The organism is Pseudomonas sp. Hz4 (assembly GCF_054898165.1).
Genome location: NZ_CM142719.1, coordinates 4,830,894 through 4,853,173, shown reverse-complemented (window position 1 = coordinate 4,853,173; position 22,280 = coordinate 4,830,894). Strand labels below are relative to the sequence as shown.

Annotated in this window: 21 protein-coding genes and 2 pseudogenes; 18 read left to right on the top strand and 5 right to left on the bottom strand. The window is 57.8% G+C overall.

Going from position 1 to position 22,280, the window contains the following annotated elements; all coding sequences use genetic code 11:
- The 8 genes and pseudogenes from fghA (at position 1) to ltrA (ending at position 7,920) form a co-directional block, all read left to right on the top strand.
- Entirely contained in the window at positions 1-846 is an 846-nt protein-coding gene (gene fghA / locus ACYZTR_RS22280) for an S-formylglutathione hydrolase (protein ID WP_461973871.1), read from the top strand.
- Positions 847-899: 53 nt separating this feature from the next.
- Positions 900-1,373, top strand: a complete 474-nt coding sequence (gene ispF, locus ACYZTR_RS22275; protein WP_461973869.1) for a 2-C-methyl-D-erythritol 2,4-cyclodiphosphate synthase — start codon at positions 900-902, stop codon at positions 1,371-1,373.
- Entirely contained in the window at positions 1,370-2,428 is a 1,059-nt protein-coding gene (truD, locus tag ACYZTR_RS22270; protein WP_461973867.1) for a tRNA pseudouridine(13) synthase TruD, read from the top strand. The genes ispF and truD overlap by 4 nt, the downstream gene beginning before the upstream one ends.
- Positions 2,416-3,165 carry a 5'/3'-nucleotidase SurE gene (gene surE, locus ACYZTR_RS22265; RefSeq protein WP_461973865.1) on the top strand — a complete coding sequence of 250 codons (750 nt, stop codon included), beginning with the start codon at positions 2,416-2,418 and terminating at the stop codon, positions 3,163-3,165. The genes truD and surE overlap by 13 nt, the downstream gene beginning before the upstream one ends.
- Before the next feature lie 41 nt (positions 3,166-3,206).
- Positions 3,207-3,842, top strand: coding sequence for a protein-L-isoaspartate(D-aspartate) O-methyltransferase (locus ACYZTR_RS22260; protein ID WP_461979838.1), 636 nt, complete (start codon positions 3,207-3,209; stop codon positions 3,840-3,842).
- Positions 3,843-4,051: 209 nt separating this feature from the next.
- Positions 4,052-4,909: a peptidoglycan DD-metalloendopeptidase family protein gene (locus ACYZTR_RS22255; RefSeq protein WP_461973863.1), complete on the top strand. Its 858-nt coding sequence runs from the start codon at positions 4,052-4,054 to the stop codon at positions 4,907-4,909.
- A gap of 105 nt (positions 4,910-5,014) precedes the next feature.
- Complete coding sequence (rpoS, locus tag ACYZTR_RS22250; protein WP_461973861.1) at positions 5,015-6,022, top strand: RNA polymerase sigma factor RpoS; 1,008 nt, start codon at positions 5,015-5,017, stop codon at positions 6,020-6,022.
- A gap of 478 nt (positions 6,023-6,500) precedes the next feature.
- Positions 6,501-7,920 (top strand): annotated as a pseudogene (gene ltrA / locus ACYZTR_RS22245) (group II intron reverse transcriptase/maturase).
- A 503-nt stretch (positions 7,921-8,423) separates the two neighbouring features.
- Here ltrA and fdxA read toward each other — a convergent pair.
- Positions 8,424-8,747, bottom strand: a complete 324-nt coding sequence (gene fdxA, locus ACYZTR_RS22240; RefSeq protein ID WP_461973859.1) for a ferredoxin FdxA — start codon at positions 8,745-8,747, stop codon at positions 8,424-8,426.
- Between the two features lie 141 nt (positions 8,748-8,888).
- Positions 8,889-11,468, bottom strand: coding sequence for a DNA mismatch repair protein MutS (gene mutS, locus ACYZTR_RS22235; protein ID WP_461973857.1), 2,580 nt, complete (start codon positions 11,466-11,468; stop codon positions 8,889-8,891).
- A gap of 211 nt (positions 11,469-11,679) precedes the next feature.
- On the opposite strand from mutS, the gene ACYZTR_RS22230 reads away from it, so the two are divergent.
- From ACYZTR_RS22230 to recX, 6 genes and pseudogenes are all read left to right on the top strand, one after another.
- Complete coding sequence (locus tag ACYZTR_RS22230) at positions 11,680-12,414, top strand: XRE family transcriptional regulator (protein ID WP_461979836.1); 735 nt, start codon at positions 11,680-11,682, stop codon at positions 12,412-12,414.
- 1,283 nt (positions 12,415-13,697) lie between these two features.
- Positions 13,698-14,045, top strand: coding sequence for a phage holin family protein (locus ACYZTR_RS22225; protein WP_461973855.1), 348 nt, complete (start codon positions 13,698-13,700; stop codon positions 14,043-14,045).
- Positions 14,046-14,402: 357 nt separating this feature from the next.
- Positions 14,403-14,536 (top strand): annotated as a pseudogene (locus ACYZTR_RS22220) (glycoside hydrolase family 19 protein); the annotation flags it as partial.
- Between the two features lie 168 nt (positions 14,537-14,704).
- A complete protein-coding gene (locus tag ACYZTR_RS22215; protein ID WP_461973853.1) occupies positions 14,705-15,205 on the top strand; it encodes a CinA family protein in 501 nt (166 codons plus the stop codon).
- An 83-nt stretch (positions 15,206-15,288) separates the two neighbouring features.
- Positions 15,289-16,341 (top strand): recombinase RecA, encoded by a 1,053-nt coding sequence (recA, locus tag ACYZTR_RS22210; RefSeq protein ID WP_150709927.1) that lies wholly within the window; start codon positions 15,289-15,291, stop codon positions 16,339-16,341.
- Positions 16,342-16,349: 8 nt separating this feature from the next.
- The gene (gene recX, locus ACYZTR_RS22205) at positions 16,350-16,817 is read left to right on the top strand and encodes a recombination regulator RecX (protein WP_461973851.1); all 468 of its coding nucleotides are present in this window, start codon (positions 16,350-16,352) and stop codon (positions 16,815-16,817) included.
- Positions 16,818-16,858: 41 nt separating this feature from the next.
- On the opposite strand, the gene ACYZTR_RS22200 is transcribed toward recX, so the two are convergent.
- The gene (locus ACYZTR_RS22200; RefSeq protein ID WP_461973849.1) at positions 16,859-17,977 is read right to left on the bottom strand and encodes an LOG family protein; all 1,119 of its coding nucleotides are present in this window, start codon (positions 17,975-17,977) and stop codon (positions 16,859-16,861) included.
- Between the two features lie 366 nt (positions 17,978-18,343).
- Between ACYZTR_RS22200 and ACYZTR_RS22195 the strand changes: the two genes are divergently transcribed.
- Positions 18,344-18,538: a hypothetical protein gene (locus ACYZTR_RS22195; RefSeq protein ID WP_461973847.1), complete on the top strand. Its 195-nt coding sequence runs from the start codon at positions 18,344-18,346 to the stop codon at positions 18,536-18,538.
- Here the strand turns inward: ACYZTR_RS22195 and ACYZTR_RS22190 are convergent, their stop codons facing one another.
- A complete protein-coding gene (locus tag ACYZTR_RS22190; protein WP_461973845.1) occupies positions 18,539-18,964 on the bottom strand; it encodes a PA3611 family quorum-sensing-regulated virulence factor in 426 nt (141 codons plus the stop codon).
- A gap of 188 nt (positions 18,965-19,152) precedes the next feature.
- On the opposite strand from ACYZTR_RS22190, the gene ACYZTR_RS22185 reads away from it, so the two are divergent.
- The 3 genes from ACYZTR_RS22185 (at position 19,153) to ACYZTR_RS22175 (ending at position 21,211) form a co-directional block, all read left to right on the top strand.
- Positions 19,153-19,911 carry a tRNA-uridine aminocarboxypropyltransferase gene (locus ACYZTR_RS22185; protein WP_461973843.1) on the top strand — a complete coding sequence of 253 codons (759 nt, stop codon included), beginning with the start codon at positions 19,153-19,155 and terminating at the stop codon, positions 19,909-19,911.
- Positions 19,912-20,121: 210 nt separating this feature from the next.
- Positions 20,122-20,772, top strand: a complete 651-nt coding sequence (gene erdR, locus ACYZTR_RS22180) for a response regulator transcription factor ErdR (RefSeq protein WP_461973841.1) — start codon at positions 20,122-20,124, stop codon at positions 20,770-20,772.
- A 76-nt stretch (positions 20,773-20,848) separates the two neighbouring features.
- Entirely contained in the window at positions 20,849-21,211 is a 363-nt protein-coding gene (locus tag ACYZTR_RS22175; RefSeq protein WP_282376914.1) for a diacylglycerol kinase, read from the top strand.
- On the opposite strand, the gene ACYZTR_RS22170 is transcribed toward ACYZTR_RS22175, so the two are convergent.
- Positions 21,208-22,134: a LysR family transcriptional regulator gene (locus tag ACYZTR_RS22170; protein WP_461973838.1), complete on the bottom strand. Its 927-nt coding sequence runs from the start codon at positions 22,132-22,134 to the stop codon at positions 21,208-21,210. The two genes, ACYZTR_RS22175 and ACYZTR_RS22170, sit on opposite strands and share 4 nt — an antisense overlap.
- Between the last annotated feature and the right edge of the window lie 146 nt (positions 22,135-22,280).

The window sequence follows — 22,280 nt, the reverse complement described above, 5'->3', positions numbered from 1 at the left end:
ATGAGCCTGGAAAATATCTCCTGTCAAAAAAGCTTCGGCGGCTGGCACAAGCGCTACCGGCACCGCTCCGATGTGCTCGGCTGCGACATGGTGTTTGCCGTGTACCTGCCGCCGCAAGCGGAGCAGGGTGGCAAGTTGCCGGTGCTGTACTGGTTGTCCGGCCTGACCTGCACCGACGAGAACTTCATGCAAAAGGCCGGTGCGATGCGCATGGCCGCCGAGCTTGGATTGATCATCGTCGCGCCGGACACCAGCCCTCGCGGTCCCGATGTGCCGGGTGATCCGGAAGGCGCCTGGGACTTCGGTCTCGGTGCCGGGTTTTATCTGAACGCCACGCAGGAACCCTGGTCCCGGCACTATCGGATGCATGACTATGTCGTGCAGGAATTACCGACATTGGTTGAGGCTCATTTCCCGGCATCGGACAAGCGCGGTATCAGCGGTCACTCCATGGGCGGCCACGGTGCGCTGGTCTGCGCGTTGCGTAATCCGGGGCGTTATCAATCGGTGTCGGCGTTCTCGCCAATCAACAACCCGATGGATTGCCCGTGGGGCCAGAAAGCCTTTTCCCGTTACCTGGGCGAAGACCGATCGAAGTGGCGCGAATGGGATGCCTGCGCGTTGATCGCCGAGGCAAACGAGAAGCTGCCGCTGCTGGTCGACCAAGGTGATCGCGACGATTTTCTGGCCACCCAGCTCAAGCCTGAAGCGTTGCAGCAGGCTACGAAACTGGCGGGGCATCCGCTGACGTTGCGTCTGCAACCCGGCTACGACCACAGCTATTTCTTCATCGCCAGCTTCATCGGCGACCACTTGCAACATCATGGTCGCGCTCTAAGCGCCTAATGTCCGACAAAGCAGGTAGAATCATGCCCTGACAAAAATCGGGGCGTTTTTTTATGCGTATTGGCCACGGCTATGATGTGCACCGTTTCGCTGAAGGCGATTTCATTACTCTGGGCGGCGTGCGAATCGCACACGGCTTCGGGCTGCTCGCTCACTCCGACGGTGACGTCCTGCTGCACGCCTTGAGCGATGCCTTGCTCGGCGCCGCTGCGTTGGGTGATATTGGCAAGCATTTTCCAGACACCGACCCGACATTCAAGGGCGTCGACAGTCGCGTGCTGTTGCGTCACGTCGTCGCACTGATCCACGCCAAGGGCTGGAAGGTCGGCAACGTCGATAACACCATCGTCGCCCAAGCCCCAAAAATGGCCCCGCATATCGAATCGATGCGCGCGCTGATTGCCGCGGATCTTCAAGTTGAGTTGGATCAAGTGAACGTGAAAGCTACCACCACCGAAAAGCTCGGCTTTGTCGGTCGCGAAGAAGGCATTGCCGTGCATTGCGTTGCCTTGTTGCTGCGCGCATGAACGAGGCGCAATTGCTCGGCCCGCGGGCCTATGGTGACGCTCTCGGCACCGCGGTGTTGAAAGCCACGGCAGAAGATTTTCAGGTCGACGAAGTGCTCAATATTCCCCTCAGTGGCGATGGCGAGCACCTGTGGATCTGGGTGGAAAAACGCGGTCTGAATACCGAAGAAGCGGCACGGCGGATCGCCAAGGCGGCAGGCGTGCCATTGCGCACCGTCAGTTACGCGGGCCTCAAGGATCGTCAGGCGCTGACTCGCCAGTGGTTTAGCGTGCAGCTGCCGGGCAAGGCCGATCCTGATCTGTCGGCGGCGCAAAACGATACGCTGAAAATCCTCAAGACCGGCCGACACAAACGCAAGTTGCAACGCGGTGCTCACTCAGCCAATGGCTTCACGTTGCGGCTGACGCAATTCGCGGGCGACAAAGCGGCGATCGAGGAGCGTCTGCAACTGATCGCCCAGCAAGGTATTCCCAACTATTTCGGCGCTCAGCGTTTTGGGTTTGACGGCGGTAACGTGGTCGATGCCCGTGCGTGGGCTGCTCGCAAAGCCTTGCCGGAACAACGCAACGTGCGTTCGCGGTTGCTCTCCACCGCGCGCAGTTTTCTCTTCAATCAGGTGCTGGCGGCGCGCGTCGCCGATGGCACCTGGCAGCGTGCCCAGGTCGGTGATCTGCTGGCCTTCACCGACAGCCGCAGCTTCTTTCCGGCAGGTGTTGCCGAGTGCAGCGACCCGCGTCTGGCGATTCTCGATCTGCACCCGACCGGTCCGCAGTGGGGCGAAGGTGACTCGCCGGCGACTGGCGCTGTCCATGAACTGGAGCAGGCAATCGCCACTCGCGAAGCGGACTTGCGTGATTGGTTGATTAACGCCGGTATGAGCCACGAACGTCGCATCCTGCGGCTGCCCATTGGTGGGTTGACGTGGCATTATCCCGAGCCTGACATTCTGCAACTGGAATTCGTCCTCCCGGCCGGATGCTTCGCCACTGTATTGGTGCGCGAGCTCGTTGATCTGGTGCCGGTGGGGCAGACGGACAGCCCATGCGTATTCTAATTTCTAACGACGATGGGGTGACCGCACCCGGTCTCGCCGCGCTTTATGCTGCGCTGGCGGATTACACCGAATGCGTGGTTATCGCCCCGGACCAGGACAAAAGCGGCGCCAGCAGCTCGCTGACGCTCGACCGTCCGTTGCACCCGCAAACCCTGGCCAACGGCTTTATCAGCCTCAATGGCACACCGACCGATTGCGTGCACCTGGGCCTCAATGGCTTGCTGGAGCGTGAGCCGGACATGGTGGTTTCGGGCATCAACCTGGGCGCCAACCTGGGTGATGACGTGTTGTATTCCGGCACCGTGGCGGCGGCCCTTGAGGGACGTTTCCTGATGCGTCCTTCGTTTGCCTTTTCGTTGGCCTCACGGCAAGTGGAGAACCTTCCCACAGCCGCGTACTTTGCGCGCAAACTGATAGAGGCTCACGCGGACCTTGAACTGCCACCGCGTACGGTACTGAACGTGAACATTCCCAATTTGCCGCTGGACCACATCCGGGGTATTCAACTGACCCGTCTCGGGCATCGCGCACGTGCTGCGGCGCCGATGAAAGTGGTCGATCCGCGCGGTAAATCCGGTTACTGGATTGCGGCGGCAGGCGATGCTGAAGACGGCGGCCCGGGCACCGATTTCCATGCGGTGATGCAGGGCTATGTTTCAATCACTCCACTACAACTGGATCGCACCTTCAATGATGCCTTCAGAAGTCTCGATGGCTGGCTGGAGGGGCTGCACTAATGGGTCGTGAACAAGACGATATGCTGCGTCGCGGCATCGGCATGACCTCTCAGCGGACTCGCGAGCGCCTTATTCAGCGGCTTTATGATGAGGGGATTTCCAACGCCAAGGTGCTGGAAGTCATCCGCCGTACGCCGCGTCACCTGTTCGTCGATGAGGCGCTGGCTCACCGCGCCTATGAAGACACCGCGCTGCCAATCGGCAATAACCAGACCATCTCCCAGCCTTATATGGTGGCCCGCATGAGCGAGTTGCTGCTGGAGGCAGGTCCTCTCGACAAGGTGATGGAAATCGGCACCGGTTCGGGCTACCAGACGGCGGTGCTGTCGCAACTGGTCGAACGGGTATTTTCGGTCGAGCGCATCAAGGTTTTGCAGGATCGGGCCAAGGAGCGCCTGGTGGAACTGAACCTGCGCAACGTGGTATTCCGCTGGGGCGATGGTTGGGAAGGCTGGCCGGCGCTGGCACCGTACAACGGCATTATCGTGACCGCGGTGGCGACCGATGTCCCTCAGGCGCTGCTCGATCAACTAGCGCCGGGAGGACGGCTGGTGATCCCGGTTGGGTCGGGTGAGGTTCAACAATTGATGCTGATCATTCGGGAAGAGCAGGGCTTTTCCAGGCGTGTTCTGGGGGCTGTACGCTTTGTCCCATTACTCAATGGGCCACTCGCCTGAGCATTTGTTTCAGGGCGCTGAATTCTCTTCGATTGCTTCTGTCTTACAGCGGCATCGATAAGTTAAACGGGACTCATCGTCAGAAAGCAAACGTGTGCGCAAGCCCTTTCGCTTCATTAAAGGTAAAGCCTGCACGGCCCGTTATACTCGCGACATTCGTGCCAGAACACGGCAATCCACATTTTCAGCCACCACAAAGGGAGCGGCGGGTGAGTCTCACAGTCATTGCGCAGCGAATGGGTAAAACGAGCTTTCAGCGCTGGGTGACTGGCTTTGTCTTGAGCACCTTGCTGGTCGGTTGCTCAAGCAATAAATCAAGCGATGTCCGCGTCGTCGATCGCAACAACACCGTCGCCCAGCGTCCGGCAGTGACCACGGGTCAATACGTGGTGCGACCTAAAGACACCTTGTTCTCCATCGCCTTTCGCTACGGCTGGGACTACAAGGCCCTCGCGGCACGCAACAACATTCCTACGCCTTACACGATCCATCCGGGTCAGACGATTCGCTTTGACGGTCGCACCGGTTCAACACCGACAGCGGTGGTCAGTTCGTCGAATTCAACGCCTTCGTCATCGAGTAAAACCACGGTCTTCCGTCGTCCGGTAACAGGTGCGACCACGGGTACAGCGATGGTTGTACCGTCCGTCGCGAACAAGTCGGCACCCGCTCCATTGCCTCCGGCTGGCGCGGCCCCGACTGGCTGGGGATGGCCATCTAATGGCATTCTCATTGGTAAATTCTCTTCAAACGGGAGTTTGAATAAAGGAATTGATATCGCCGGGGATTTGGGACAGCCTGTTTTAGCTGCGTCTGATGGGACGGTGGTATACGCCGGGAGTGGCTTAAGGGGCTACGGCGAATTAGTCATCATCAAACACAGCGATACCTACGTCAGTGCCTACGGACATAACCGCAGGCTGTTGGTTCGGGAGGGGCAGCAGGTCAAGGTCGGACAGACAATTGCCGAAATGGGGTCAACGGGAACAGACCGGGTGAAGCTGCATTTTGAGATTCGCCGGCAAGGTAAACCCGTAGATCCGCTGCAATTTCTGCCACGTCGTTGATCGCTTTCCAGCCTGTTTCTTCACGTAGAGGGAACAGGCTCCAGCGTTGCCAAGGATAAAGGCGCCGCTTGAGCCTGAGGTCGAACTCACCAAAGGACTATAACAATGGCTCTCAGTAAAGAAGTGCCGGAGTTTGACATCGACGATGAGGTTCTCCTGATGGAGACCGGCATCGGTACGGATTCGATGTCGAATGATGAAGGGGCTGCTCCACCTTCCGTTCGTGCCAAATCCAAACACTCCGCCTCGTTAAAGCAACACAAGTACATTGACTACACGCGTGCACTCGATGCCACGCAGCTGTACCTCAATGAGATTGGTTTTTCCCCTCTGCTGTCCCCCGAAGAAGAAGTTCATTTTGCGCGCTTGTCGCAAAGTGGAGATCCGGCTGGGCGCAAACGCATGATTGAAAGTAACCTGCGGCTGGTGGTGAAAATCGCCCGGCGTTACGTCAATCGTGGTCTGTCACTGCTTGACCTGATCGAAGAGGGCAACCTCGGTCTTATCCGGGCAGTAGAGAAGTTCGACCCCGAACGTGGTTTCCGCTTTTCGACCTACGCGACCTGGTGGATTCGTCAGACCATCGAGCGCGCGATCATGAATCAGACCCGGACCATCCGGTTGCCGATACATGTGGTCAAAGAGCTCAACGTGTACCTGCGGGCTGCACGGGAGCTCACTCAAAAACTCGATCACGAACCCTCACCCGAAGAAATCGCCAACCTGCTGGAAAAACCAGTGGCGGAAGTCAAGCGCATGCTCGGCCTGAACGAGCGGGTTTCTTCGGTCGACGTCTCGCTGGGTCCGGATTCGGATAAAACCCTGCTGGACACCCTTACCGATGACCGTCCAACCGATCCATGTGAATTGTTGCAGGATGACGACCTGTCCCAGAGCATCGATCAATGGCTCTCGGAGCTGACCGACAAGCAACGTGAAGTGGTGATACGCCGCTTCGGACTGCGCGGTCACGAGAGCAGCACGCTTGAAGATGTAGGCCTTGAAATTGGCCTGACCCGGGAACGGGTCAGACAGATTCAGGTTGAAGGCCTGAAGCGTCTTCGGGAGATTCTTGAGAAGAATGGCCTGTCGAGCGAGTCGCTGTTTCAATAAGTCATTTGCTGGCTGGCATTAAAAACCCCGACTGGTCGGGGTTTTTTATTGGTGCGCCAGGCATGGCGCGTTGCGCGTAAGCGCAACCAGCTGGGCGGTGGTGGCCTCGCTGGTGACTTGGAGGTGAAAGTCCTCTACACACCCGGCAAGGGGAAGTGTTAGCCAGAGGCAAGGGTGTCGCGGATGACTGCGAATCTGAAGGAAGCCCGAGGCAAAATGCTGGCCTGACGAACAGGAAGCGGATAGAGGCGGCGCAGCGGGGTAAGAAGGCCAAAATCTTCAAAGCCCAATACTTGCACGGAACGCTGTGACGTAGATCCGACAGGCATAAGCAGGAAGGTCGCGCGAATTACCCTGGGAGATCTGTAGGTTTGCCACTGTGCTACCGAGCGCCGAGAGGCGACGGGATGAACCTGCAGAAGTCAGCCGAGGCGGTAGTAAGTGGCGAGTAACCACGCCACCAAGGGCCGAACAGGTTATGCCGCCAGTAGGCGTCAGAGTCTCGTCGAATGTTGAAACGCAGAATATTCTCCAAGAGAAAACTGTTACCCCAGGTTCCGGACGGTATCCGAGGATGACGGCTGACAGGGCGCAAACATCGGCGGCGTCTGTGGCGTGGACAAAAGCGGAGCCGGACACGCTGATGGAGCGGGTGCTTGCACCGGCCAACCTCAAGCGTGCGTATAAACGCGTGATCAGCAACAAGGGCGCACCGGGTGCCGATGGCATGACGGTCGACCAGTTGGCGGGCCACGTGAAACAGTATTGGCCGATCCTCAAGGCTCGGCTGCTGGCCTGAGTATCACCCGCAAGGTGTACGCGCCGTCGAAATCCCCAAACCCAAGGGTGGAACGCGACAGCTGGGCATTCCCAGTGTGGTGGATCGCCTGATCCAACAGGCTTTGCTGCAACAGCTCACGCCGATCTTCGATCCTCTGTTTTCGGACTACAGCTACGGTTTTCGTCCGGGAAGAAGTGCTCACCAAACCATCGAAACAGCCCGTGCCCATGTGGCAGCGGGCCACCGCTGGTGCGTGGAACTTGATCTTGAGAAGTGCTTTGATCGAGTGAACCACGATGTTCTGATGGCTAAAGTTGAGCGTCATGTCGAAGATAAACGCGTGCTCAAACTGATCCGCCGTTACCTCGAAGCCGGGGCCATGTCGGGTGGGATCGCCAGCCGACGGCAAGAGGGGACGCCGCAAGGCGGCCCTCTCTCGCCGCTGCTGTCGAGCATCCTGCTCAATGAACTCGATGAAGAGCTGGAACGGCGTTGCCACCGCTTCGTGCGCTATGCAGACGACGCTAACATTTATGTGAGCAGTCATCGTGCTGGAGAACGGGTGTTGGCTGGTGTTGAGCGTTTCCTGAATCAGCGGCTGAAACTGGCGCTAAATCGGGAAAAGAGCCGTGTGGCAAGACCTTGGGTCTGTGATTACTTGGGTTATGGGATGAGCTTGCACAAACAGCCGAAGCTTAAAGTGGCGTTGATGAGTTTGAATCGCTTACGCGGCCAGCTCAGAACGCTGCTACGCGGAGCACGGGGCCACAAGATGGCGAGCGTCATCGAGCGGATCAACCCTGTGCTACGCGGCTGGGCAGGCTACTTCAAGCTTAGCCAGAGTAAACGACCCCTTGAGGAGCTGGATGGTTGGGTGCGCCGTAAACTTCGCTGCGCCATTTGGCGCCAATGGAAGCAGTCCTCAACGAGGGCGCGCAACCTGATGCGCTTGGGGCTTGGCGAAGCACGTGCCTGCAAATCAGCGTTCAATAGGCGAGGCCCATGGTGGAACTCGGGAGCGTCGCACATGAATCAGGCGCTGCCGAAGAAGCTGTGGGACCAACTTGGCTTGGTCTCGATACTGGATACGATAAACCGGCTTAACCGCATCGCCTGAACCGCCGTATACGGAACCGTATGTACGGTGGTGTGAGAGGACGGCCGATGTAAATTCGCCTCCTACTCGATCCTGATAGAAAGGGTGTGAGTTCCCCTCTCTAATCGCCTCTGGTTTGTAGTCTCTCGCTGTAAGTGTTTGCTGACTCTTTCGTAAGTGTTCGCTAACTCCATGAGTGGCAGTCGTATATATTCTTACGTGAGAGAATATTAACGTGTTGATTTATATGGTTATATTCTTTGATGAACAACGTATGACAGGCAGTTTTAACTATCCGGGGCAATTGCTCTTGGTAGCGAACTCTCTAGTATCTGAACTGTGTCGACGGACAGACACGCCCTTCAAGGATGAGGGGAAAGGACATCGCAGGAAGCGATTCATCAGGACGATGAAAAGGAATACAGGGAATAGGGAAAAAATGTGGGCGGGTCAAACCGCCCCTTTTTTTGCCTGCAGAAAAGCAAAAAGGCCCGCGAGGGGCCTTTTCGAGAACGCGGGAGTAATCAGCGTTCGAGGTCTTTGATCTTGCCTTTGACGCCATCCCACTCTTCGGCATCGGGCATCGATTCTTTCTTCTCGGTGATGTTGGGCCAGATTTCCGCCAGCTCAACGTTCAACTGAATAAATTCCTGCATGTCATCCGGGACTTCATCTTCGGAGAAGATGGCCACGGCAGGGCATTCTGGTTCGCACAGTGCGCAGTCGATGCACTCATCCGGGTGAATCACCAGGAAGTTCGGGCCTTCGTAAAAGCAGTCCACCGGACAGACTTCTACGCAGTCGGTGTACTTGCACTTGATGCAGTTGTCGGTGACGACGAAGGTCATTCTAATTTTCTCCTCAGGCGGCGGCAGCGGAGCCCCTTCACGTTGGGGTCGCCAGGTTTGGGAGCGATAGTCTGCTGGTCAGGCTATTAATCAGCAGCATCCCAAACCGCGCGAGATTCTAACAGCTTGCAGGCCAGTGCGTTAGATCCGTGTCTTAAGTGTATAGAGCATTTCGAGCGCACGACGCGGGGTCATGTCGTCCAGATTGAGCTTTGCCAGTTCATCCAGCACCGGATGCGGCAGGCTGGCGAACATATCGCTCTGCTGCGGCGCGGCGGGTTTGCCCTTGGTTGGCTTCGGCACTTCATGGGGCAGGGCGGTGGCTTCCAGTCGGCCCAGGTGTTCACGAGCGCGTACGATCACTTCACTTGGTACGCCGGCCAACTGCGCAACGGCGAGGCCATAGCTCTGGCTTGCAGGTCCGGGCAGCACGTGATGCAGGAACACGATCCGCTCATTGTGCTCAGTGGCATTGAGGTGCACGTTGGCCACCAACGGCTGGGCTTCCGGCAACACGGTCAGCTCAAAGTAGTGGGTGGCAAACAGCGTGTATGCCCGCAGATGTGCCAGGCGTTCGGCCGCAGCCCACGCCAGGGACAGACCGTCAAAGGTACTGGTGCCGCGACCGACTTCGTCCATCAGCACCAGGCTGCGCTCGGTGGCGTTGTGCAAAATGTTCGCGGTTTCACTCATTTCGACCATGAAGGTCGAGCGCCCGCCAGCAAGGTCATCGCTGGAACCAATCCGGGTAAAGATCCGGTCCACCAGAGACAACTCGCAACTGGCCGCTGGCACGAAACTGCCGATGTGTGCCAGCAATACGATCAAAGCGGTCTGGCGCATGTAGGTGGATTTACCGCCCATGTTCGGACCGGTGATCACCAGCATGCGGGTGTTGTCGTCCAGGCTCAGGTCGTTGGCCACGAACGGCGTGGTCAGGACTTGCTCGACCACCGGGTGACGACCCTGGCTGATGCGCATGCACGGCTCACTGACGAAGTGCGGGCAGTTCAGATCGAGGTTCAGCGCACGCTCGGCGAGGTTGCTCAGCACGTCCAGCTCGGCCAGTGCCGCGGCGGTGTCCTGCAGCGGTGGCAACTGGGCGATCAAATCTTCGAGCAGTGCTTCGTAGAGCATCTTCTCGCGAGCCAAGGCACGGCTCTTCGCCGACAGCGCCTTGTCTTCGAACGCCTTCAGTTCTGGTGTAATGAAGCGCTCGGCACCTTTCAGCGTCTGGCGACGGATATAGTCTGCCGGCGCCGACTCAGCCTGCTTGCTTGGCAACTCGATGAAGTAGCCGTGAATGCGGTTGTAACCGACTTTCAGATGAGACAAGCCGGTGCGGGCCTTTTCACGGGCTTCGAGGTCGATCAGGAACTGCCCGGCGTTTTCGCTGAGCGATTGCAAATCGTCCAACTCGGCGTCGTAACCGGTTTTCAACACGCCGCCGTCTCGGATCACCGCGGGCGGGTTGTCGATGATGGCTTTTTCCAGCAGTGCCGCCAGTTCCGGGTAGGTGCTGGTGGTTTTCGCCAGTTGAATGATGTGTGGAGCTTCCAGCTCAGTCATCGCCACTTGCAACTCAGGCAATGCACCAAGCGCATCGCGTAGGCGAGCCAGGTCACGAGGACGGGCATTGCGCAGGCCGATTCGCGCCAGGATCCGCTCAATGTCGCCGATCTCCTTGAGCTGCGGTTGCAGCTTTTCGAAACGGTAGGCGTCGAGCAGGCAGGTAATCGAGGTCTGGCGTGCCAGCAATACGGTCAGATCCCGCAGCGGGCGATTCAGCCAGCGGGTCAGAAGACGACTGCCCATGGCGGTCTGGCAGCGATCGACCACCGATTGCAGTGTGTTGTCGCGCCCGCCCGCCAGATTGGTGTCCAGTTCGAGGTTGCGGCGGCTCGCGCCGTCCAGCACCACGGTATCGTCCAGGCGTTCATGCCGCAGACTGCGCAAATGGGGCAGGGCGGTGCGCTGGGTTTCCTTGGCGTAGCTGAGCAGGCAACCGGCAGCGCCGATGGCCAGGGTCAGGTTTTCGCAGCCGAAACCTTTCAGGTCTTGAGTGGAAAATTGCTGGCAAAGACTTTTCAGCGCCGAATCGCGCTCGAAATCCCACGGCGCACGGCGACGAACCCCACGACGTTTCTCCGCCGGCAGGTCTTTGGGCCAGTCATCCGGAATCATCAGTTCCACCGGATTGACCCGCTCCAGTTCTGCCAGCAGATTCTCCCAGCCCTTGATTTCCAGCACGGTGAAGTTGCCGCTGGTGATGTCCAGCACGGCGAGACCGAACAGTCGCTCGTCACCCAGCACCGCCGCGATCAGGTTATCCCGACGCTCATCCAGCAGCGCTTCATCACTGACCGTACCGGGTGTGATGATTCGCACCACCTGACGATCCACTGGCCCTTTGCTGGTGGCCGGGTCGCCGACCTGCTCACAGATCACCACCGACTCGCCGAGCTTCACCAGTTTCGCCAGGTAGCCTTCCGCGGCATGGTAAGGAATCCCACACATCGGAATCGCCTGACCGGCCGACTGCCCGCGGGCAGTCAGGGTGATGTCCAGTAACTTGGCGGCTTTCTTCGCGTCTTCATAGAAGATCTCGTAAAAGTCGCCCATGCGGTAGAACATCAGCTGGTCAGGGTGCTGGTTCTTCAGGCGCCAGTACTGTTGCATCATTGGCGTGTGGGAGGACAGATCGGAGAGTGCTTTATTCATCGGATAATCAGGCAAATTCGTTGAAAGGTGTAAGGCAAAGGAGGGGCATCGGCCCGGCTTTTCCGCGATGGGCGCAAGGTTAACATGGGCGGTCCACCCGACGCAGGCATGAAAGCCCCGCGATAGATTTCTCCTGTTTATGCACGGCTTATGCGCTGTTTATGCAATTTGGCATTTGTCTTCCGCAAAAAGAACACGCACTATGCGCTTTATGCAAAAACGCAATGTTTCTACCGTCTTAAGAGCACTGCTCGATCACCACGGGATCTCCCCCACGGAGCTTCACCGTCGCATCGGCGTGCCTCAATCCACTCTCTCGCGGATTCTCGGCGGGAAAATCGTCGATCCCTCGGATAAACACATCTCGAAGATCGCCGAGTACTTCGCCGTGAGCACCGACCAGTTGCGGGGCCGTGCGGATGTCGCGCCGGCAGCCAGCACCGGGCGCGATCAATTGCATTCGGAACTCAAGGACATAAGTCTGTGGGACGATGATACGCCCGTCGATGATGATGAGGTATCGGTCCCCTTTCTTCGCGAGGTTGAATTGGCTGCAGGATCAGGAAGGTTCGTCATCGAAGAGAGCGAGCGCTCTAGCCTGCGCTTCGGCAAGCGCAGTCTGCGCCACAACGGCGTTCAGTTCGATCAGGCCAAATGCGTGACGGTGCGCGGCAACAGTATGTTGCCGGTACTGCGCGACGGCGCCACCGTCGGCGTTAATGCCGGCAAGTGCGGGATCGGCGATATCGTGGATGGCGACCTTTATGCCATCAACCATAACGGCCAGCTGCGGGTGAAACAGCTTTATCGCCTGCCTACCGGGATACGCTTGCGCAGCTTCAATCGCGATGAACATCCGGACGAGGACTACACCTTCCAGGAAATCCAGGAAGAGCAGATTGTCATCCTCGGTCACGTCTTCTGGTGGGGCATGTACGCCCGTTAACCTCAACGTTGTCAGATAAAACCCGCCACCGAGCGGGTTTTTTTTCGCCTGTCGAAAAGCCGTCAGCGCCTTTGCCTGCGGGACTTTCATGCGCCAGTGCATTGACAGTGCATAAATAAATGCATTTATGCATTGACTGTATATGCATACATGCATATTCTTTGTCTCAAGCCGCTCAACAAAGCGGCTCGAAACGAAGCTCTTTAGTTCCACCACAAAGGCAGCGATGAACCGGCCTCAACGGTTCAGAGGGTTGGCAACTGACCCGGGTGTGCAGCGTAAAGCACCAGAAGCAGTTATCCGGCGGGCAGGGACCGCGGTCGGAAAAACAAAAGTTGAATCGATCCGTATCGCGCCAGTAGCGCCGAAAGGTCAACGCGAAGGACCGCATTACTGAAAAGCCCGGCCAATACCGCAATGCTGTTCACTTTAGCTCGGTGTTTCCAAGCACACACACACACACATGCGTAGCGAGGGGGGCGGTGGATCAAAAGCAAAAGCGAAGCGGCCGACCTGTCTTTTGTTGATCGTGTACATATCCGTTTCTGCGTAACGGCGGCTTATGGTTCTGCTCTTAAAGCAGGTCACTTGGAAAAGCCCCAAGTAACCAAGGGCTCTTGGCCAGGCTCTTGCCCCTTTCGTTCGGTGCCTCGCCCAGGCTTGGCATGCCCTCACTCCATCGGCCATCCATGGCCGGGGGCGGCTAACCCGGCATCCATGCCGGGTTGACGGAGAGGCTCAGGGCGTGAGGGGGCGTGCACCGCAAACGCCAAAGCGAGGCGGCCTACCGGCCGGCCTGGCTTCAAGTGAACGCATTACCTGTAGGAACTGTCGAGCGAAGCGAGGCTGCGATCTTTTGATCTTGCCGTTGCTGTTGCTTTGCTTTGGCTTCAGATCTGCCGCCCCTTTCCCAGAGGCCGAACGCAGGCGTTGCGCAGGGGGCACCGCGGCAAGGATGCCGCGGTAGCCGCCCCCGGCCATGGATGGCCGATGGCGGCGGGCCCCCGGAGCAATGCCGGAGTGAGGGCATGCCGAGTCTAAGCGAGGCACCGAATGGCGGGGCAAAAGCGTTTGGTTACTTTGGGCTTTTCAAAGTGACTCGCTGTAAGAGCGAAACCGCTAGCCGCCGTTACCGCAGAAACGGATATGTACCCCAACCTTAAGTGAACAGCGTTACGGCCAATACCGGGCTTTTTGGAATGCCAACCTACCGTCGGGCACCTCAAGAGACACCGTTTGAAAGACACACACATCACTCATCAATCACCCCCAGGAGGTGTGACATGTCAATCGAGCAACAGGCGTTGCTGGAGATGCCGATCTGGCTCGTCATCGTCCTCGCCCTGGTGGGCGGAGTGTCCGGCGAGATGTGGCGCGCCGACAAGGAAGGCGCTCGCGGCTGGTCATTGCTGCGACGTCTGGCCTTGCGATCCGGGGCCTGCATGGTCTGCGGGATCTCGGCAATCATGCTGCTGTATGCCGCCGGCGTGTCGATCTGGACGGCTTGCGCGTTCGGTTGCCTCACGGCGATGGCAGGGGCAGACGTTGCCATTGGTCTTTATGAACGCTGGGCAGCCAAACGTATTGGCGTTTGCGAAGTGCCGCCGCGAGATACCGGCCAGGATCACTGAACACAAAGCCCAATGGAGTGGCGAACAGCGGTGCCGACCGGCATCCGACCCGCAAGGATGCGGGTTTTTCATGGGGAGTAACTTTCACTAAAACCCGCCGACAGCGGTTTTTTTTTGTCCGGTGAAAGCGTGATTCAACTAAAGAAGTTAATCGGTTTGAGTTAATTAACGTTATTGAAATGGCTTTATCTACAGCAGCGTGTTTTTCGCACGCTGCTGCCTATAAATGGGAACCGGACTCTCGCCTTGTTTCAGGGGGGCGTCATGACTATTACACGACAACAGCTATAGAACGTTATGCCGAACGCTCCCACCCAAGTGGGCGTTTTCATTTCCGCTCTCAACACCGCTATGGCTGGCCTCAATGAACTGGCCGACCGTGACCAGCTCAACAGCATACCTGTCGGATCAATGGCGGTCTGAACGGACTGCAAGACCGCCTGCAGCTCTGGGCGCGGGCGAGGGCGGAGTTATGCCAGCCTTTGGTTTGACTCCAGCGTCTTACCGAGCGAAAGGTGTTGTTGTATTGCTGGTTGTGTTGGCCGGTGGCCCGGTGTTGCTGTCTTGGCGCTTCGCTAACATTTTGATCGATCCTGCGCCTTGCAAGCGTTATCCGCTCGTGTACGGTAGTTCTCATTCCGCTTGCTCAGGAGATGACCGTGAAAGAAATCACCCAACTGGCCGCTGAACTTGGCAGGCGTTTGCAGGTTCTCAATGCCCACGTCACTGCCGCCGAGTCCTGCACCGGTGGCGGGATCAGCGAGGCGATCACCCGGATTCCGGGCAGCTCAGCGTGGTTCGAGGCCGGTTATGTCACCTACTCCAACCGCCAGAAAACCCAGCAATTGGATGTCCCGATCGATTTGTTTTCTACCGTGGGGGCGGTCAGTCGCGAGGTGGTCGAGGCCATGGTCCGAGGCGCGCAGGAAAAATGCCAGGCGCGTTTTGCCGTGGCGGTCAGCGGTGTGGCGGGGCCGGATGGCGGTTCGCCGAGCAAGCCGGTGGGCACCGTGTGGCTGGCCTGGGGCGTTGGCGAGCAACTGTTCAGCGAGGTGCAGCACTTTCCCGGTAGTCGTGACGAGGTCCGCCGACAAACGGTGAAGGCCGCGCTAGAGGGGCTGCTGCGCCATGCCGCTGGAGAAATCTCAAATCAGGGGTAGGCGATCCTGAAACGCTGTGGAATAATACTGGCTACTTATACAGGTGTTGGCCGTCAGGCCTTATTGATTACGTGAGGACTTTAATGGACGACAACAAGAAGAAAGCCTTGGCTGCGGCCCTGGGTCAGATCGAACGTCAATTCGGCAAGGGTGCCGTAATGCGTATGGGCGATCAGGACCGTCAGGCGATCCCGGCTATCTCCACTGGCTCTCTGGGTCTGGACATCGCGCTCGGCATTGGCGGTCTGCCAAAAGGCCGTATCGTTGAAATCTACGGTCCTGAATCCTCCGGTAAAACCACGCTGACACTGTCGGTGATCGCCCAGGCTCAAAAAGCTGGCGCGACCTGCGCATTCGTCGACGCCGAACACGCCCTCGACCCTGAATATGCCGGCAAACTGGGCGTCAATGTCGACGACCTGCTGGTTTCGCAGCCGGACACCGGCGAGCAAGCCCTGGAAATCACCGACATGCTGGTGCGTTCCAACGCGGTTGACGTGATCATTGTCGACTCCGTGGCCGCTCTGGTTCCAAAAGCTGAAATCGAAGGCGAAATGGGTGACATGCACGTGGGCCTGCAAGCCCGTCTGATGTCCCAGGCGCTGCGTAAAATCACCGGTAACATCAAGAACGCCAACTGCCTGGTTATCTTCATCAACCAGATCCGTATGAAAATCGGCGTGATGTTCGGCAGTCCGGAAACCACCACCGGTGGTAACGCGCTGAAGTTCTACGCTTCGGTTCGTCTGGACATCCGCCGTACTGGCGCGGTGAAAGAAGGTGATGAAGTGGTTGGTAGCGAAACCCGCGTCAAGGTTGTGAAGAACAAGGTGGCTTCGCCGTTCCGTCAGGCCGAGTTCCAGATTCTTTACGGCAAGGGTATTTACCTCAACGGCGAGATGATCGACCTCGGCGTGCTGCACGGTTTCGTTGAGAAGTCCGGTGCCTGGTATGCCTACGAAGGCACCAAGATCGGTCAGGGCAAGGCCAACTCGGCCAAGTTCCTGGCGGACAACCCGGAAATCGCCAAGAAACTTGAGAAGCAGTTGCGCGACAAGCTGCTGACTCCAGCACCGGACGTCAAAGCATCGCCAGTCAAAGAGACTGCTGATGACCTGGCTGACGCTGATATCTGATTGATCCGATGACCGCCGTACTCGATACACTCGTCGCGGTGCGGCGAACCGCAATGGACCTGCTCGCGCGACGCGAGCACGGTCGAGTCGAGTTGACGCGTAAACTGCGTCAACGCGGCGCCCTCCCTGAAATGATCGACACGGCACTCGACCGTTTGACGGAAGAAGGTCTGCTGTCCGAGTCCCGTTATCTCGAAAGCTTTGTTTCTTACCGCGCCCGTTCCGGCTATGGTCCTTTGCGTATTCGTGAAGAGTTGAGTCAGCGCGGCCTGCAACGTACCGACATCGAACTCGCTTTGCGCGAGAGCGGTTTCAACTGGCAGGAACAACTGGAAGACACCTGGCGGCGAAAGTTTTCCGGGCATTTACCGATAGACGTCCGGGAGCGTGCCAAACAGGGCAGGTTCCTGAGTTATCGGGGATATTCCATGGAAATGATCAGCCGCTTGTTCAGCGGCCGAGGGATGGACGATTGACTGAAACAGCTCGCTATTTAGATAGCGGGCCGTTTTTTTGCCTACGTAACCTTGGACGGTTCCCGCGTGCGCTGTTGCTCCTGGGGTTTGGACTGCGCCCAGTTTTCCGACAGGTTGATGTAATCCACCAGTTCCCGCAGCCGACCATGATCACGCGCATTGAAGGTGAAGGCTAGTCGCGCCAGGTGGCTGAACTGCGGTTCGTCGTGTTCCTCTCCGCTGTAGGCATGTTGATGGAAATGATCGCTCAGACACAGGTCGGCAAATGCCTCCTGCATGTGTTCGAGTGCCTGATCGCTTAGTTTGTGATTCATGCGAATCACGAACTGATGCTTGAGCCAGCGGCTGGAGTGGAAGTTGCTGTAGAACTGGTTGATCTGCTCCACAGCCTCTTCCGCGCTATAGACCAGGCTCACGAGCTTCATATCGGTCGGCAGGATGTAGCGATTTTCCTCCAGTTGATGGTGAATGAAGTCCAACGCACCTTGCCAGAACTTGCCGCCGGGAGCGTCCAGCAGTATCACGGGCACCAGCGGGCTTTTACCGGTCTGGATCAGAGTCAGCACTTCCAGCGCTTCATCCAGGGTGCCGAAACCGCCAGGGCACAGGACGAGCGCATCGGCTTCCTTGACGAAGAACAGCTTGCGGGTAAAGAAGAAGTGAAAAGGCAGCAGGTTGGTGGTGCCATTCACGGTGGGATTGGCATGCTGCTCGAAAGGCAGGGTGATATTGAATCCCAGGCTGTGTGCCAGGCCGGCACCTTCGTGGGCCGCCGCCATGATGCCGCCACCGGCACCGGTGATAACCATCAGGTCTGAGCGCGCCAGTGCGGCGCCAAGCTCCCGGGCCAGACCGTATAAAGGATGTTCTATCGGTGTTCGGGCCGAGCCAAAAACGGTGACCTTGCGGCGCCCCCTGAACTGTTCCAGCGCACGGAAGGCATGTTCCAGTTCGCGTAGGGCTTGCAAGGTGATCTTGGCATTCCAGCGGTTGTGATCTTCCTGGGCCATGCGTAGCACGGTCAGGATCATATCTCGGTAGATCGGAATGTTCGGGCTGTTGGGTGAAACCAGGTTGAGTTGCTCTTCGACCTTGCTGATGAGGTCGTGGCCGCTTTCTTCAAAATGACGGCTCAGGAGGTCATTCGGTTGGTAAGGCATCAACTTCTCCTTCCATACAGGCTCTGTTTTTCCCTTGGATGAAGGAAACATTTGCACAACAAGACGTGTAATGGGCGGCCCCCTTCCTGCCCTGAAAAGTGAACGTGAACACTATGAATCTAGACCCTCGCAGAGATTTTTGCTGACTTGATCATTGCGCGGTAAAGCCTTTCCTGGCAACCGCTTATTGGCGATTTTCAAGGTGCTTTCACCGCTCGTCTGAACGCAGTCCGTGTGTGCGATAGTCTGATTTACTGAATGACAGGCATGACACGACAACTTTGCGCTCAAAGGCAGGGCGCACGGTACAAGCGGTTCAAGGATTTTATCGCTCAAGCAAGGGCGAGGTGCAAGGAGGCGAGAGCTATGGCCAGAGTCATTCTGGAGATCGATACGCAACTGTATCGATTACTGAAGTCATCGGCCGAGACCCATCATGTGAGTCTCGAAGAGGAATGCTGCCGGCGTCTGGAGGGGGCCGACCGACGTTCACGTTACTTGCAGGCGCTGGTGGCAGAACTGCGCGCCGAAGATGAACAGCGGCGCGCCAATTCCCATTGATTATTTCTTCTTGGTCGGGGCCGCTTTCGGACAATCCGATTCCTGATAGCTGGCGGAGCCGACCGAGCGGTTAGTCTTCACCTCAGTGAAGTCGTAACGCATGACCGCGCCCTTGGCCATCAGCTTGCGGAACGATGGGTTGTTGCACACAGAAGCGCCCAGCTGGAAATACACGGCTTTCGGGTCGGCACGCATCTTGTTGGCGTGGCTGCTTTGTACGCTCAGATGGTTGATCAGCGTGTTGCCTTCGACGGTGTAGCCCTGATCAAGAATGTCTTCGTTGATCGCCCGTGGAGTGCCAGCACTGCTTTGTGTGGCGACGTTTCGCAGCTCTCTGCTGAGATTCTGCTCACTCAAGGAAGCAGCTTGAGCGCTGAAGGACGACGCCAGCAAAATTGCAGCGGTGGGAACGATAAGGCGCAGCATGAAACTCTCCTGGTTCAGTGACTGGTGGTTCGACCCGTCACATGACTGTGCGTTCAGTGGCGGCGAATTATAGGGGACGAGACCTGGACGGTACAGGCTTGCGCCGACTGCTCTGATAAACTGCCGCCACTTTCTGCCCTGCCGAGTGTTTTTGTGTCGATTTTCTTCCCCTGCCAGCGTTGCCTGCGATGAACCCTGCCACCCCACGCTTTGCTGCAAATGCAGTAGCCCGCTTGCGCGATGAGCGGGAGGAAGAAGGCGTCAAGCCGATTCAGGCCCGAGGCTGGAGGGCGCCGCGTTGCCGAGCCTGCCGCGTGATCGAGAGCCATTGCCTGTGCGCCTGGCGCCCGCAGGTCGAGGCCCGCTCTGGCGTGTGCCTGATCATGACCAACAAGGAAGTGTTCAAGCCGAGCAACACCGGTTGGCTGATCGCCGATGTGGTGCGCGACAACCATGCGTTCATCTGGTCGCGTACGGAGGTTGATGAGCAACTGCTGGCGCTGCTATCCGACCCGCAATGGCAACCCTATCTGGTGTTTCCGGGTGAGTACGTCCAACCCGAGCGTGTCACAAACAGCGTCGATGCCGACAGTTCGAAGCGTCCGCTGTTTATCCTGCTGGATGCCACCTGGACAGAAGCGCGGAAGATTTTCCGTAAAAGCCCCTACTTTGATCGGCTTCCGATCCTGAGCCTGTTGCCCGAGAAGCTGTCGCGGTACCGGTTGCGCAGGTCGACCCGCAGCGAGCATTTGTGCACGGCCGAGGTGGCGGCGCTGTGTCTCGATCTTGCGGGTGATACCGAGGCAGCGTCGGCGCTGGACGCTTATTTCGACGTGTTCAGCCAACATTACCTCGACGCCAAACATCAGCTTGAAATGAACGTTTCAACGCCGGCACATGCTGAGCTGATGCCCTTCGTTGAGAACGCAGCGCCTGCCCCGAGCTGAGAGTCGCCCATACTGCAAGGAACGGGACAGGCCATGCAACTTGACCACCCCGGCTTCGCTGGGCATGCTTGGCGCCGATTAGGGCGCGGCCGAAATTTGATACGCCGTATTCTTTACGTGAATAACCACGTTATTGGCGTTGAACGTGCCCTGTTGGTGCAGCTCCGTGGCTGCACCTCGAGTTGTTTGAAAAACAGGATCATTTGAAAAATGGCCACATACGAAATCCTGATTGCCGATGACCACCCTCTTTTTCGTAGCGCCCTGCATCAAGCGTTGACTCTGGGACTGGGCCCCGAAGCCCGTCTGGTGGAAGTAGCGAGCATTGCCGAGTTGGAAACCCGTCTGGACGAGAAGTCCGACTGGGATTTAGTGCTGCTGGACCTGAACATGCCGGGGGCCTACGGTTTTTCTGGGTTGGTGCTGCTGCGCGGTCAGTATCCGCAGATTCCGGTGGTCATGGTATCGGCCCAGGAAGAGGCTTCGATCATGGTGAAGTCCCGTGAATTCGGCGCCAGTGGTTTCATTCCCAAGTCCAGCGACCTGAGCGTCATTCAGAAAGCCGTACGCGCGGTGCTCGATGGTGATGTGTTTTGGCCGCCCCAGGCGTTCGAGGCGGTCAGCGTTTCCGCCGAAGCCAAGGCCGCCAGCGAAGGCCTTGCGAGCCTCACGCCCCAGCAGTTTCGTGTCCTGACCATGGTCTGTGAAGGTTTGCTGAATAAGCAGATTGCCTACGAGCTGAGTGTTTCCGAAGCGACGATCAAGGCCCACGTGACAGCGATTTTTCGCAAGCTGAATGTGCGGACCCGGACTCAGGCGGCGTTGCTCCTGCAACAACTTGAGTCAATTTCGAACCACTAAGGCGCTGCATGTTCACGCTTTTTTGACTTTGCTTAATCTAGCTTTCCCACTTCCTTCTTGGTCAGTTGCCTACTTTATGTCACCTTTCAAAGGCCAAACCGGTCTAAAACGCATCCTTAACGCCTCCGGTTATTCCCTGGACGGCCTGCGCGCTGCCTTCACCGGCGAAGCGGCCTTTCGGCAACTGGTGTTGCTCAACGTCATCTTGGTCCCGCTGTCGTTCTTCCTGAACGTCAGTCGCGTCGAGCAGGCGTTGCTGATTGCGGTGTGTCTGCTGGCATTGATCGTCGAATTGCTCAATTCGGCAGTGGAAGCGGCCATCGACCGCATTTCCCTCGAATTGCACCCGCTGTCCAAGAACGCCAAGGACATGGGCAGCGCCGCTCAGTTCGTGGCGTTGAGCATGATCGCGCTGGTGTGGGCGGTGATTCTGCTTTAAGCGATGGTGGGCAGCACAATCTCGTCGCTGCGTTGAACCCCGGCGGTGAAAGCGCGGCACAGGTCGAGGAATTCGCGCATAGCCGACGTCTGATATTTCTGTTTGTGCCAGATGAAATAGAATTGCCGCGCCAGGTCCAGATCCGGTGTCTCCACAGGCACCAGGCTGCCACGGCGAAATGCATCGCGCAGTGCCAGGCGAGAAATGCACCCAATCCCCAACCCGGACTCCACAGCACGCTTGATCGCCTCGGTGTGTTCAAGCTCCAGTCGGATATTCAGCGAGCTGCGATGGTGACGCATGGCCTGGTCAAAGGTCAGTCGCGTGCCAGAACCCTGTTCACGCAGAATCCAGGCTTCGTGGGTCAGCTCTTCCATAGTCGCCGAGCCGCGTTTGGCCAGCGGATGCTGGGGCGCGCAGAACACTACCAGCTCATCCTCGACCCAGCTCTGCACTTCGATGTCCGGATGGCTGCAGTCGCCTTCGATTAGACCCAGATCAATTTCATAGTGGGCAACCTGTTGCACAATGTTGGCAGTGTTCTGCACGTGCAGCTTCACCTGGCTTTCCGGATGGCGCTGCATGAAGCTGCCGATCAGCAAGGTGGCCAGGTAATTGCCGATGGTCAGGGTCGCGCCGACCGCCAGAGAGCCGAATCCCGACTTGCCATTAAACAAGTCTTCGATTTCTTTGGCCTGATCGAGCAGCGCCACCGCTTGCGGCAACAGCTGTTTGCCAAGAGCGTTGAGGCTCAGCCGTTTGCCGGCGCGGTCGAACAGCTGGCAGCTGGACTGACGCTCTAGCTCGGTGATCGAGGTGCTCGCCGCCGATTGCGAGAGGTTGAGCAGACCCGCGGCACGGGATACGCTTTCCTGCTGGGCGACGGCGACGAATACCTGAAGTTGACGGAGAGTAAATCGCATATCTATATAACCGATAACCCTTATCTTAATAATCCAGTTAACAGATATTGTGGCTGCCATTAGAATGCGATGCAATTGCGCACAGCAGCTCACTTTTCGCTGAGCAGGCGCAGAGCATGCGCAGACAAAATCCCAGGAGTCCCACG

Excerpts from the sequence above, each read along its gene's own strand:
- fghA (WP_461973871.1), top strand. The coding sequence starts at position 1 with ATGAGCCTGGAAAATATCTCCTGTCAAAAAAGCTTCGGCGGCTGGCAC.
- ispF (WP_461973869.1), top strand. The coding sequence starts at position 900 with ATGCGTATTGGCCACGGCTATGATGTGCACCGTTTCGCTGAAGGCGAT.
- truD (WP_461973867.1), top strand. The coding sequence starts at position 1,370 with ATGAACGAGGCGCAATTGCTCGGCCCGCGGGCCTATGGTGACGCTCTC.
- surE (WP_461973865.1), top strand. The coding sequence starts at position 2,416 with ATGCGTATTCTAATTTCTAACGACGATGGGGTGACCGCACCCGGTCTC.
- ACYZTR_RS22260 (WP_461979838.1), top strand. The coding sequence starts at position 3,207 with ATGACCTCTCAGCGGACTCGCGAGCGCCTTATTCAGCGGCTTTATGAT.
- rpoS (WP_461973861.1), top strand. The coding sequence starts at position 5,015 with ATGGCTCTCAGTAAAGAAGTGCCGGAGTTTGACATCGACGATGAGGTT.
- fdxA (WP_461973859.1), bottom strand. The coding sequence starts at position 8,747 with ATGACCTTCGTCGTCACCGACAACTGCATCAAGTGCAAGTACACCGAC.
- mutS (WP_461973857.1), bottom strand. The coding sequence starts at position 11,468 with ATGAATAAAGCACTCTCCGATCTGTCCTCCCACACGCCAATGATGCAA.
- ACYZTR_RS22230 (WP_461979836.1), top strand. The coding sequence starts at position 11,680 with ATGCAAAAACGCAATGTTTCTACCGTCTTAAGAGCACTGCTCGATCAC.
- ACYZTR_RS22225 (WP_461973855.1), top strand. The coding sequence starts at position 13,698 with ATGTCAATCGAGCAACAGGCGTTGCTGGAGATGCCGATCTGGCTCGTC.
- recA (WP_150709927.1), top strand. The coding sequence starts at position 15,289 with ATGGACGACAACAAGAAGAAAGCCTTGGCTGCGGCCCTGGGTCAGATC.
- recX (WP_461973851.1), top strand. The coding sequence starts at position 16,350 with ATGACCGCCGTACTCGATACACTCGTCGCGGTGCGGCGAACCGCAATG.
- ACYZTR_RS22200 (WP_461973849.1), bottom strand. The coding sequence starts at position 17,977 with ATGCCTTACCAACCGAATGACCTCCTGAGCCGTCATTTTGAAGAAAGC.
- ACYZTR_RS22195 (WP_461973847.1), top strand. The coding sequence starts at position 18,344 with ATGGCCAGAGTCATTCTGGAGATCGATACGCAACTGTATCGATTACTG.
- ACYZTR_RS22190 (WP_461973845.1), bottom strand. The coding sequence starts at position 18,964 with ATGCTGCGCCTTATCGTTCCCACCGCTGCAATTTTGCTGGCGTCGTCC.
- ACYZTR_RS22185 (WP_461973843.1), top strand. The coding sequence starts at position 19,153 with ATGAACCCTGCCACCCCACGCTTTGCTGCAAATGCAGTAGCCCGCTTG.
- erdR (WP_461973841.1), top strand. The coding sequence starts at position 20,122 with ATGGCCACATACGAAATCCTGATTGCCGATGACCACCCTCTTTTTCGT.
- ACYZTR_RS22175 (WP_282376914.1), top strand. The coding sequence starts at position 20,849 with ATGTCACCTTTCAAAGGCCAAACCGGTCTAAAACGCATCCTTAACGCC.
- ACYZTR_RS22170 (WP_461973838.1), bottom strand. The coding sequence starts at position 22,134 with ATGCGATTTACTCTCCGTCAACTTCAGGTATTCGTCGCCGTCGCCCAG.